This is a genomic window from Desmonostoc vinosum, assembly GCF_059505385.1.
In genome coordinates this window covers 1-12,520 of record NZ_JCACKM010000183.1, presented here as the reverse complement: position 1 = coordinate 12,520, position 12,520 = coordinate 1, and the positions used below count along the sequence as shown (strand labels likewise).

Annotated in this window: 7 protein-coding genes; 4 read left to right on the top strand and 3 right to left on the bottom strand. The window is 43.6% G+C overall.

Annotated features, from left to right (window positions below; genetic code table 11):
* Positions 1-183 precede the first annotated feature (183 nt).
* Both AC5JMF_RS23450 and AC5JMF_RS23445 read left to right on the top strand, forming a co-directional pair.
* Complete coding sequence (locus AC5JMF_RS23450) at positions 184-696, top strand: phosphate-starvation-inducible PsiE family protein (RefSeq protein WP_495798109.1); 513 nt, start codon at positions 184-186, stop codon at positions 694-696.
* A gap of 227 nt (positions 697-923) precedes the next feature.
* Positions 924-2,660 carry a diflavin flavoprotein gene (locus AC5JMF_RS23445; RefSeq protein ID WP_495798108.1) on the top strand — a complete coding sequence of 579 codons (1,737 nt, stop codon included), beginning with the start codon at positions 924-926 and terminating at the stop codon, positions 2,658-2,660.
* Positions 2,661-2,980: 320 nt separating this feature from the next.
* Here the strand turns inward: AC5JMF_RS23445 and AC5JMF_RS23440 are convergent, their stop codons facing one another.
* Together AC5JMF_RS23440 and AC5JMF_RS23435 are read right to left on the bottom strand one after the other, a co-directional pair.
* Positions 2,981-3,181, bottom strand: coding sequence for a hypothetical protein (locus AC5JMF_RS23440; protein WP_495798107.1), 201 nt, complete (start codon positions 3,179-3,181; stop codon positions 2,981-2,983).
* 411 nt (positions 3,182-3,592) lie between these two features.
* Positions 3,593-9,397 (bottom strand): PAS domain S-box protein, encoded by a 5,805-nt coding sequence (locus tag AC5JMF_RS23435; RefSeq protein WP_495798110.1) that lies wholly within the window; start codon positions 9,395-9,397, stop codon positions 3,593-3,595.
* Between the two features lie 582 nt (positions 9,398-9,979).
* Between AC5JMF_RS23435 and AC5JMF_RS23430 the strand changes: the two genes are divergently transcribed.
* Positions 9,980-11,140, top strand: coding sequence for a family 10 glycosylhydrolase (locus AC5JMF_RS23430; RefSeq protein ID WP_495798106.1), 1,161 nt, complete (start codon positions 9,980-9,982; stop codon positions 11,138-11,140).
* Positions 11,141-11,277: 137 nt separating this feature from the next.
* Here the strand turns inward: AC5JMF_RS23430 and AC5JMF_RS23425 are convergent, their stop codons facing one another.
* Positions 11,278-11,472 (bottom strand): hypothetical protein, encoded by a 195-nt coding sequence (locus AC5JMF_RS23425; protein WP_495798105.1) that lies wholly within the window; start codon positions 11,470-11,472, stop codon positions 11,278-11,280.
* A gap of 168 nt (positions 11,473-11,640) precedes the next feature.
* Here AC5JMF_RS23425 and AC5JMF_RS23420 point away from each other — a divergent pair, with 168 nt between their 5' ends.
* The gene (locus AC5JMF_RS23420; RefSeq protein ID WP_495798104.1) at positions 11,641-12,471 is read left to right on the top strand and encodes a hypothetical protein; all 831 of its coding nucleotides are present in this window, start codon (positions 11,641-11,643) and stop codon (positions 12,469-12,471) included.
* Positions 12,472-12,520 lie beyond the last annotated feature (49 nt).

Below are 12,520 nucleotides of genomic sequence, written 5' to 3'. Positions count from 1 at the left end.
ATCGAGGACTCGCTCTAAGCGAAGCTATGCCGCAGGCTTTACGCTGCGCTAACGTCATTAATTCGTAATGACGCTCCTTCGGACGTTCGTACCGACGCTCGATGACTCGCTATCGCTACCGCTTTGCTAACGTAATTAGTTACTTTCCCTCATCTCCACCTAACATAGCCCCTCAAAACAGCCATGTATAAACCTGTTGAAAATACTACAAATTCTATGTATGAAATCAATAGATGGCGTATTGTACGCAGCTTGGAATTAATTCAAGATGCAATTGTAATTTCCCTGTGCATGGGTTTATTTAGCTTCATGGTAATTCAGGTGAGAGATATGTTTCTTTCCCTCTTACCACCTCTAGATTTTCATGTTGTCACTGCCGATATTCTCTTTTTACTTATTTTGGTTGAGTTGTTTCGATTGCTGATTATTTATCTGCAAGAACAACGAATATCTATCGGGGTAGCCGTGGAAGTTTCCATTGTTTCTGCCTTAAGAGAAGTCATCGTCAAAGGCGTCTTAGAAACGAGTTGGAGTCAAGTTTTAGCCACTTGTGCCTTCTTGTTAGTCTTGGGAATCTTACTAATCCTGCGAGTTTGGCTACCCCCCACTTTTGAAGGCATAGACCCTGAACAAGAAATATCCAGACGCTACAGAAATCGCGCTAAGTCAGAATTATCACAAACCAACGGCCGTTAGAAATAGCGATGAGAGAGAAGACGCAAACAAAAGGAAACGCGGTAAGGCAGTCGCAGTCCCTGGCGGTTTCCGCCGGATGCGTTAGCGACTAAGGAGCGTCACTGCCGAACCCGGAGGGGGACGCAAAGAAACTTTCACTCACATTCCCCGCGTCCTCTTGATTTCCCATTACGAATTACGTTAGCGAAGAAGCGTCATTACGAATTACGAATTATAAAGAGGTTACTATGTCCACTACTACCTTCACATCCAGCCGTCCTAGAGATGTACAAGTTGCTGAAATTGGTAAAAATACATTAGTGTTGCGATCGCGGACTTGGGAACGGCTAAAATTTGAGGCTGAGTATTCCCGTCAACGCGGAACTACAGCAAATTCTTATTTGATTCAAGCTGATAAAAAAGCTTTAATTGATCCTCCTGGTGAATCATTTACCGAAATCTATCTCCAGCAACTCACCCAAAATCTAGATTTCAGCACCCTAGATTATATCATTCTCAATCATATCAATCCAAATCGGAGAGCAACTCTGCAAGTATTACTCTCACAAGTTCCTCAAGCTACTCTCATTTGTTCTCGTCCTGCTGCTAATGCTTTAAAAACTGCTTTCCCAGAATGGGAAGCACGCATTCAATCTGTGCGTTCTGAAGATACTTTAGATTTGGGACAAGGACATAATTTATTATTTTTCACTGTCCCAACTCCCCGTTGGGCAGATGGGCTGTGTACTTACGATCCTATGACAAAAATTCTCTACACAGACAAATTTTTTGGCGCTCATGTTTGCGAAGATACGCTGTTTGATGAAGATTGGAAGAGATTAGATGTAGAACGCCGTCATTATTTTGACTGCATCCATGCGCCCCAAGCTAAACAAGTTGAAGTAGCTTTAGATAAATTGACGACTTTGGGAGCTAGATGTTACGCTCCTGCCCATGGCCCAGTTGTTCGTTATAGCCTGAGTCGTTTTACTTACGATTACCGTCAATGGTGTCAAGGACAAAAATCTCAGGAGTTGAGTGTCGCTTTACTTTATGCTTCTGCCTACGGCAATACAGCAACTGCGGCTGATGCTATTGCTCAGGGCTTAATTCAAAATGAAGTCAATGTAGAATCCATTAACTGTGAGTTAGCAGATACCGCAGAGATTATCCGCATTGTCGAAGCTTGCGATGGCTTTATTATCGGTTCGCCCACTTTAGGTGGACATGCACCAACTCAAATTCAAACTGCTTTAGGAATAGTCCTCTCAGCAGCGGCTAAAACTAAGCTAGCAGGGGTATTTGGTTCCTATGGTTGGAGTGGGGAAGCAATTGATTTAATTGAAAGCAAACTCAAAGACGCTAACTATCGTTTAGGTTTTGAAACAATTCGAGTGCGCTTTAGCCCTACTGCCGAAGTTTTACAGCAGTGCCAAGAAGCGGGTGCATCTTTTGCTCAAACCTTGAAAAAAACCAAGAAGTTGCGTACTCCCCGTCAAGCTGTGACGGAAACTCATGTCAATCGCACTGAACAAGCTGTTGGACGAATTATGGGTTCTTTGTGTGTAGTGACAACTCGTGATGAAGAGACTCACAAAGGGATCTTAACTTCTTGGGTATCTCAAGCAACTTTCAACCCGCCTGGAATTATGATTGCGATCGCCCAAGAGCAACATGCAGATTTAATGTATCATCCTGGTGATCAATTTGTGTTGAATATCCTCAAAGAAGGCAGAAATCTACGACGCTATTTTTCTCGTCATAGCATGGTGGGAGATAATCCCTTTGTTAATCTTTCTACACAACAGGCGCAAAATGGTTGTCTGATTTTGAATGAAGCTTTAGCCTATTTAGAATGTACAGTAAAAAACCAGATTGAATGTGGCGATCGCTGGTTAATTTATGCCGTAGTAGATCAGGGCGAAGTGTTAGCAAATGATGGTGTAACAGCCTTGGAACATCGTAAATCTGGTAGTCATTATTGACTAATTCGTAATTCGTAATTCGTAATGACGCTCGATGACTCGCTCTAAGCGAAGCTATGCCGCAGGCTTTACGCTACGCTAACGTAATTCGTAATTAATGTACAAGCCCTTCAAGTCATTGATAGAGATAAAAAACTGCCTGCCTTTTTTTAGTCCACGCATGAATGCAGAGGTAACAATTACGAATTACGTATTATCAATTACGAATTGTTTTGTGCTGAGTAAAGTCAAAAGTACTCAGCACTCTTTACAAATTGTCCTTTGATAAATAATAAATAACTAAAGCGAACTATTCGTTACATTTGGCGATCGCTTGACTTTTATTGAAGCAACCTTGTTACCCTAACATCATATTCAGTACCTTGTGGGTGATCGCTTCTAGCTTGTACCCGTGCCATACCATCAGCTTTTTGTCTTGAGTCGGCGTTGATTTCGTACCTTGCTGTCCCGCTTTGACAGGTATTGTTTATTTGACTGACAAACTCTTTGATATCAACCAATACTTCGTAAGTATGAACCATTGTTGAATCTCCTCGTGCAATTGCAAACGATAGGAATACAACCCAGTATAAGAAATGAGATAAGTATTAGTTTTTAAACTAATACAATTCTTCATATCAAAGTCTTCAGCAATATTGTGTTAGGTAGGCAATGTCTGTAGTCCGCTCAAGCCCTAACTTTACTTATAGTTAGTGCCCACTCTATACTTGTCGAGAATGATACCAGATTTCAGTTGCAGAAGCTGGGGTTTTGGGTATCTCAAACTTTAATTACGAATTACGAATTATTTAATTACTGTAGCAATTACTCAACGAGAATGAAGATAAGTAATGCTTTTTGAAGAAGTTTAAACTATTGTATTCCTCTCCATAACATTCATCTAATGTGGAAAATTCCCCGTGGGCTGAGCGAAGTCGAAGCCCATTCCCCACTCAGCTAAGTCCGATTAATTCGGCAATCACCCTGGTGAGCTTGTCTGGCTCTACTGGCTTAGAAACATGGGTTTGAAAACCTGCTGCTAGTGCTTGCTGGTAGTTGATTTCTCCAGCATAAGCGGTAAGGGCGATCGCAGGGATCTGTCCCCCATGGTCTGGTGGCAGGTTTCTTATCTGACGCATCAGCGTATAGCCATCCATTTCAGGCATTCCGATATCACTTAAGAGTACGTCTGGTTTAAAGTTCATGAAAGCGGTGAGCGCTTCTTTGGCACGGGCAACTTCTATTACAGTTGCACCATGCATCTCTAGCAAAAAGGTAACAAACTCCCGCGTGGATGCATCATCCTCTACTACTAAAATCTTGACACCACTCAGATCTGATGATTGCTGAGATTGATTAGTTTCTAGATGTGTTTTTGATTGCGTCACCATTAGCGGCAGCCGGATGGTAAAGGTTGCTCCTTGAGATTCACCCTGGCTCGCTGCCTGGACTGTACCACCATGCATTTCTACTAAGTAGCGAACAATCGCTAAACCTAACCCCAATCCCCCAAACTCCCTGGTTGTGGCAGCATCTGCTTGACGAAAATGGTCAAATACATAAGGTAAAAATTCCGGGGAGATACCTTTACCTGTATCACTAACGCTGATTTGGGCAACAGAATTCAAGCTCTCTAGGCGAATTTCTATTCGTCCTCTCGCAGGAGTAAACTTGATGGCATTGGCAAGGAGATTCCAAATAACTTGCTGTAATCTATTGGAGTCACCCATAACTGCCGCTACATCCGGTTCTAAAATCAGCTGCATCTCTAAAGATTTAGCTTCAGCCGACAATCGCACTGTTTCGATTGCGGCTTTAATTATCGATGCCAAATTAACTGGGATAATATTCAAGCTGAGTTTACCACGCAGAATTCGAGAGACATCCAAAAGGTCTTCGATTAGTTGTGCTTGCACTTGGGCACTACGCTCAATAGTCTCCAAAGCGCGCTCAGTGGTTTTTGCATCTAGCTTACGGCTGCGTAGTAACTTAGACCAACCGACGATGGGGTTAAGGGGCGTTCGCAACTCGTGAGACAGCACCGCGAGAAATTCATCTTTGATGCGATTGGCTTGCTGAGATTCTTCATAAAGTCGAGCGTTGTCAATTGCCGAGGCTGCCATCTGAGCTAATTGCACTAAAATGGCTTCGTCTTCGGCAGTAAACTCGCCTTCGTATTTATCAGAAAGTTGAATTAGACCAAGGTTTTTACCATTACGGCTGGTAAGGGGCACAGCTAGCCAACCACGGATGGGTGGATGCTGATTTTTGTGTTGACCAAATCCGCGCCATGCTGGGTGTGCTTCTAATTCAGCCTGAGTCATTCTTAAGGGATGCTGTGTGCTACAGACAAGCGAGTAAATTCCGCAACCATCGGGTTTTTCGTAATACTCTTGCCATTGAGCATACTTTGGTGATAAAGATACTGTATGTACAGCTTGTGACCAATCTTCATTCACTGTCATGCTGGTGAAGCATTGATGGGCCCCGATAATGTTGCGGGCTTGGCTTGTAATTGATTGCAATCTTTCATCTAATGCTAGCGTCGAGTTCACCGAAACAGCCGCTTGAGCTAGCTTTCTTAAGCGGCGTGATTGCTGTTGCTCGCGGACTAGTAATTGGGCGCGTTCTGCTTCTGTGCGCTTGCGCTCAGTTAAATCGAGGATAAAAGCCACAGATTGCTCCCGTGCCTCTCCCAACAGGCTGTAGCCAATTAAAATTGGTACTCGGCTACCATCTTGGCGAATATATTCCTTTTCATAAGGAGTACAAGCTCCGCTGACCCGCGCCTCGGCAATATGCTGTTCATCTACTGTCAGATATTCTGGTGGAGTGATGTCAGTCCAACGTAGTCTACCTTCTTGCAAATCTTCCCTTGTATAACCGACTATCCTTAATAGTTCATCGTTAGCTGCCCGGATACCACCGTAAATATCTCCAAAGAGAATACCGACAACATTCGCTTCAGCAAAACTACTGAGCTTCGCCTCGCTCTCCCGTAATGCCTCCTCAGCCTGCTTGCGATCGCTAATATCAATTGCTGAGCCGATGTAACCAACAAAACTGCCATCTGGTGTAAATCTGGGGATGCCATTACCTAATACCCAGCGATATTCTCCATCAAACCGCCTCAGGCGATATTCTATGCTAAAGTTTTCTCTAGCACCAAAAGAATCTGTGTAATTATTTATACATACATCTAAATCATCAGGATGGATGCCTTCAGTCCAACCGTTACCCATTTCTTCTGCCATGCTGCGACCTCTAAAGTCGAGCCAGGGTTGATTAAAATAATCACAAAGTTGATCAAGACCAGACATCCAAATCATCACTGGCGCGGTATCTGCCATGATCTGGAATCGTTCTTCGGTCTCACGCAACGCCTCCTCAGCTCGCCTGCGGTCAGTGATATCAAAGGACATCCCCGCCAGAAACCGTTGCCCAGAACTATCGCTCAAGGGAAATTTGAAGGATAACCAATACTGTTCTTCATCCTCTTGAGGAACGGTCTCTAGCAATTCTAGGGGTTCGTTAGTAGTTAAAATTGCTTGGTCATTGTCTCGTAACTGCTGAGCGATCGCGGCAGGTAATAAGTCAAAATCAGTTTTGCCGATCACCTCATTGACACTCTTGTTGACTGTCTGTGCCCCTGATGAATTGACGTAAACATACTGCCCTTGCTCATTTTTGATGAAAGCATTACCGGGTATGTAACGCATGAAGTTCTCAAACAGCGCTTGAGTTTCCTGTAGTGCTGCTTCCGCCCGCTTGCGATCGCTGATATCGGTAATTAAGGCAACATACCCTTCTACATTTCCTTGACTGTCGAAACGAGGAACATAAGTTGCGCTGATGTAGCGTGTTCCACCATCTTTATAGGGAATCTGGCTCTCATAAGTTACTTGTTCTCCTGCTAGTACCTGCTTTACATAAGGACGAACCACCTCATAAGCAGCTTCGCCTAGAACTTCCCTAATATGCTTACCATATACTTCCGCTGCCGAGTGCCCAAACCACTGTTCATAGGCTTGGTTGTTAAAGCGGTAGCACTCTTGTGCATCCACAAAAGAAATCAGAACTGGTAGAGCATTGGCAATGAGACTCAGTTCTGCTTCGCGTTGCCGTAGCGCCTCCTGTGTCTGCTTGCGTTCTGTAATGTCTCGAAAATACACAGCTACACCATCTGGCGAAGGGTAAGCATGAATTTCCAGCCACTTACCAATCGTCGGGCTAAACTCTTCAAAAATAACGGAAACTTGCTGGCTTACAGCTCGATGAAGTTCATGGTAGGCTGTGGTTCCTACTGTTTCTGGAAATACTTCTTCCCATACCTGTAATCCAAGCAGTTCGGCGCGGCTTTTTTGCAATAATCTTGTAGCTTGCTCATTAACGTAAGTGCAGCATAATTGAGCGTCAAAAGCTACAAAAGCATCAGTGATATTTTCTAAAATATGATTAATTTTAATCTGGGCAGCTTCTGTCTCCATTAGTAGCTCTTGCTCTCGCCGTCCTGCGTGTTTTCGCAACTGTGCCATTTTGAGATTAGCGGCGACACGAGCCAGCAGTTCGCGGGCCGAAAATGGCTTGGTGAGGTAGTCATCAGCTCCAGCTGCTAAACCTTCGATGCTAGACTCTTCCCCAGCCCGCGCAGACAGCAGAATAATTGGAATTTCTCTGGTATCTGGGTTTGTCCGTAGCTCCCGTAACAAACCTAGACCATCCAATTTTGGCATCATCACATCGCTCAAGATTAAATCGGGCAACTGTTGACGAACCGCAGCCAAAGCAGCCAGACCATCTGCCGCAGTTTCTACAATATACCTCTGAGCGCACAACAAACGCTGCACATATTCGCGCATGTCAGCGTTATCCTCAACTAGGAGGATACGTGAAGAATGAGACGCAAAGATGCAAAGAGCGAGGGATGCGGAGAAACTTTCATTTACATTCCCTGTGCCCTTCAGATTCTCCGCGTCCTCTTCCGGTCGCCAACGCAGAGCTTCTTCAATATAGGGGGCAGCATCTATGATTATTGATGTCGAGGAACGGGTTGTTTGCAGGCGATCGCTTGGTAAATGAGCAGAGCCAGTGGGCATGGACACCGTAAAACTACTGCCTTGCTCGATAACGCTAGTCACATTGATACTACCACCGTGCAGTAGCACTAGTTCTTGGACTAACGATAGACCAATTCCCGAACCTTCATAGGTTCGTCCTTTTGCTCCTTGGACGCGATGGAACCGCTCAAATAAATACGGGATTTCCTGGGTAGGAATACCTGTCCCTGTATCTTTTACTTCCATCTCAATATGATCGCCAGCCCAACGCAAGCTAACGGTGATTTCCCCGAACAAGGTAAATTTAAAGGCGTTAGAGAGCAAGTTGAGGACGATTTTTTCCCACATTTCCCGGTCTATATACACAGGTTCAGGTAGAGGGGGACAGTCTACTACCAAGCGCATCCCTGCCCGTTCGATGGTTGAGCGGAATACAGCTGCTAGTTCGGTTGTGAGTGCTGCTAGATCGGTTGGCTGATATACTGCCTTGATGCGACCGGATTCGATGCGGGAAAAATCTAGCAGGGTGTTGACCAATTTCAGTAAGCGCAGGGAATTACGATGTACAATTTCTAATTGTTCGCGATCGCTAGGCTGCAATCCTTGGGGTTTGGCAAGGGTATCTTCCAAAGGCCCAAGCATCAAAGTCAGCGGTGTGCGAAACTCATGGCTGATATTGCTAAAGAAAATTGTCTTAGCACGGTCTAATTCAGCCAATGCCTCAGTGCGTTTGCGCTCTTGTTCGTAAGCGTTGGCGTTGGCAATTGCCGTGGCAATGTGCTTGGCGACCATCTCAAAAAAGTTACGAAATTCCTCATCCAAAGCCCGACATGGGTTAATTCCCACCACCAGCAGCCCTGTTAATTTTTTCTGCCCCGCCGCCCGCAACGGCAACACTAGAGCCTGTTGAGGATGAATGTCCCACGGCCCTGTCGGCAATAGCCCAAACCGCTGCTGTAAATCTGCTATTAAAACAGCCTGGTCTGTCTGTACCACCGTAGCAAATGACCAACCACTGGTTTCACTTTCTGGTTGCGTGAGATCAACGCAACTAGGACTAGCGGATGTGTTTGCTTGCGGGAGCGTACTTTGACAAAGGAGTGCTTGTTTGCTGTCTGGTGTTAATAAATAGAGCAAAGCAAAGGGAATATCCGCAGAATTTTCTTTTAAAGTCTCTATAGCTGCATAGCAAGCTTGCTGAGAAGTTTTTGCCAATCCTGCCTGAGCTGTCAAATCTCGCAGCGTCTTCAGGCGTCGCTCGCCTAAAACCCTCTGCGTAGTTTCACTCACAGCAGTAAATGCACCGCCAACCCCTCCTGTATCATCGGGAATAGGACTGTAGGAATAAGTGAAATAAGCTTCCTCGACATAGCCATATCGGTCAACCAGCAGCAACGAGTCATCTGACCAAGTAGCTTGCCCAGTTTCGAGAACACCTTCTAGCTGCGCCCCAATAATATGCCAAATTTCAGCCCAAATTTCTCGTCCTGGTTTCCCCAATGCTTTGGGGTGTTTTGTAGCACCAAGTATAGGTCTCCAGGCATCGTTATAAAGTAAAACTAAGTCTTTGCCCCACCAAATAACCATCGGAAAACGAGATTGCAAGCAAATACGTAACGCAATTCGCAAACTCTGCGACCATTCCTCAACTGGCCCCAGCAGAGTTGACGACCAATCAAGCGCTTGCATCAGTGCCCCCATTTCCCCACCACTGGCAAATATGTCTTCAAAGGCAGTTCTGTTTACTTCTTGTTGCACGTTTTCTGTTCCTTATTCTTGGCCATATTTGCCTAAGCTAAAAAACATCTAAATTACATAATCAAATTAAATAAAACTCTTGTGGGGTGGGCATCTTGCCCGCCCTAATTATGCAAGTTATATGTGGAACAGCTTAGCTGATCTGGAGTGCGATCGCCAATTTCGCTTTAGTTACGATACCTCATGTATTTAAAAATTGGTGCAATTTCCTTCGCATAGAGAGAACCTTATCACATGCTACTGGCAGCAAGACAACTGTCGCTAGAAAGAACAAGTCGCTAAAACTGGGCAAAAATGCGGGAATTAGGGAATTGGAAATTGCGAATGGTTCAGGATAGAAGTTTTAGTAGTGCTGATTAGATGTAACTAAAACCTCGCCTTTGAAGGCGAAAAGTTTTTGGAGCGCTTTATAAATCCCCACTACAAAAACGGCCTCCTGCCTTGAAGTATCTGGAAAACCTCAATGTGAAATTGTAACAGTCTATAATATCTGGATTAAAATTACCCAATAATCATCATATTGCTATGTCACGCCAAAAGAAAAAGCCAAGTGGATGCGGATGTGCAAATATTCCGTTTTCTGTAATTCTAATTATCTTAGGAGGTGGTTATTGGTGGTTTAATCAAAAAGTCAATCTAGACATTAGTAAGCTTTTTTCTAAAGTTCAACAAACAACTAATCCTGCTTCTCCTACTTCTACGCCTTCTTTATCAATCACTCCAAATCCCACTCCCAGCAATCAGCCAACTTCATCTCCAACAATCACACCTCCCCAAAAATTATTACCTCAAACTAATTGGGATAAAAAAGTAATTAGAGGTATTTATTTAAGTCGCTACCAGGTTACTAATAATGCCGACGAAAAAATAATTCGTCAAAGAGTTCGTTACTATCGCTCTCAAGGAATTAATACCATTATTCATGGTGTTTGGGGTAATGGTTGCACTATGTACAATAGCAACGTGATGCAGCAAACACTAGGATATAAAAGTTGTCCGAATCAGTTTCAAGACTTATGGTTAGAGTGGTTAATTGATGAAGCACATAAACAAGGAATGCAAGTTCATGCTTATTTCGAGAAAGGTATTAAAATCGATAAAAATAGTCCAATTTACGATTTAGCCGTTTCTCGAAAATGGCTGGTTCCTGGTGTAGATAAAACTTACGCTGGCATCGATCACTATGTCCTGGATATGGAAATTCCAGAGGTAGCTAATTTATTTAGAAATGTCTTAGTAGAATTTGTGCAAAAATATCCTAAAGTTGATGCAGTTCAGTGGGATGATTATCTGGGTTATCATGCTGAGTTACCTGGTAAAATCGATCGCACTGCTAAGTTAACTAATTTTTTGCAGCAAATGATCACTGCGATGAAAAAAGCTAATCCTTCAGTTAGTTTTGATATTTGCCACCACAATCCTTATTGGGCTAAACGATATTTTGCGGCTGATTGGCAAAAATGGAATGTTGATCGAGTTTTTATTCAAGCTTATAACGATAATGAAGCTAATTTCCAAGAAGAATTAAATTATGCTAAAAATTACGCTGGAGTTGCCATTACAGATCAGCAATTTCATCGTTTAAAAGAAATAGTCAATAATGACGCAATCAAGAGTATTTTAGTGTTTCCTCTCTCTAAAAAACCAGAAGAAACCGCTGCTGCTTTGAAAATAGGGATTAAATAATTCGTAATTCGTAATTCGTAATTCGTAATTCGTAATTCGTAATGACGCGACGCTCCTGCGTCGCTAACGCTTCGCTATCGAGGACTCGCTACCGCTGACGCTCGTACCTCGCTACCGCTTCGCTAACGCTAACGTAATTAAGTTTTGTAATGGGGATTTAGTGCAAAGTCACCAGGGGGTTTCCTCGGCTCATACTTTGTAAGACGGAAAAACTGTTCCTCTAGCTTTTTCAAAAACTTTTGCGAAGCTTGGGACTTAGCAGCAACCAAACGGTGATAAGAAATAAAGCAGGTGCGATCGCTAGTATTATAAAGTAAAACAGATGCAGTCAAGCTATTTGATGGAATTCAGGAGACTGTACTATTAGTGTTTTTTTCAGATACGCAGTCATCAATTTATGAACTACAAATTATGAATTATTTAGTCACCTTGGGTTCGTTGAAAAATTAATTGAATAGAAATAGGGAATGAACATGAGAGGAGCGAAGAAACTTTGTATCATGTCGGTGTCTTTTTCCATATTGCTGAATGGAGTTCTCTGTGTTTACCTACCGCAGTTGGCAAAAGGGCAAAAGGGTCGAGGGAAACTCTATTCCACTGCGGCGGTGAAGAATTTCTGCAAAAAGGCGCAGCAGATTATTGCAAATACGAAACTGAAAGCGAAAAATGTTAACTGGAACGAATTAGGGACACCAGGCATACCATTCCCCGCTCCCGGTATATCCGCCACAGGCTTTATTGGTTCTAATCCCACACCCTATGACGGAGCCTTATATTTACCACTGTCAACTCAGCAGTATGTAGGCTACGCAAAGGATAACACAGGCAAGACTTACCCACAGGTAATTATGTGCAAAATGAAATCGTGGGATGCGTTGAATTTTTATTATCCCGGCTCTGCTGCTTCTGGTTCTAACTGTGCAGTTGTAAATGCAAAGATAGGTGGTCTGGTTGTGGCAAGCCTGACCAACCAGAACCAAGAACCCCTTGCCATTCGCTCTGTGGTGTATGATAACTGGCTAACCTACACTGGAGAGCAGTGGACAGATAGCTCTCCTGCGCCTGTGGCTTACCTCAGCACAAAGGATGGAAAATTACATATCCTTAGTAAAGAACTTTACGTCGCAAGAAATAACCCATCCTCATTTGTCGGAGTCGAGAAAAAAGGTATTAACTATTGCCAAGTAATTGCACCTGATTATCTCCGCAGGCTTCTAGTAGGCAACATCACAGCACCAAAATGTGATCCTCCGCCAGTATACCAACAGCCATTAGGTCAGCCAGAATCTCCCAAACCCTGGAATTGTGCCAATCCTCAGCAGATACATTAGACCTCTTGCAAAAGTCCTTCTTTGCGTTCTCTTCTCTGCGTCTCTGTCT

Bases quoted from the DNA above. Each gene is read 5' to 3' on its own strand.
- AC5JMF_RS23450 (WP_495798109.1), top strand. From the start codon at position 184: ATGTATAAACCTGTTGAAAATACTACAAATTCTATGTATGAAATCAAT.
- AC5JMF_RS23420 (WP_495798104.1), top strand. From the start codon at position 11,641: ATGTCGGTGTCTTTTTCCATATTGCTGAATGGAGTTCTCTGTGTTTAC.
- AC5JMF_RS23435 (WP_495798110.1), bottom strand. From the start codon at position 9,397: ATGGGGGCACTGATGCAAGCGCTTGATTGGTCGTCAACTCTGCTGGGG.
- AC5JMF_RS23440 (WP_495798107.1), bottom strand. From the start codon at position 3,181: ATGGTTCATACTTACGAAGTATTGGTTGATATCAAAGAGTTTGTCAGT.
- AC5JMF_RS23445 (WP_495798108.1), top strand. From the start codon at position 924: ATGTCCACTACTACCTTCACATCCAGCCGTCCTAGAGATGTACAAGTT.
- AC5JMF_RS23430 (WP_495798106.1), top strand. From the start codon at position 9,980: ATGTCACGCCAAAAGAAAAAGCCAAGTGGATGCGGATGTGCAAATATT.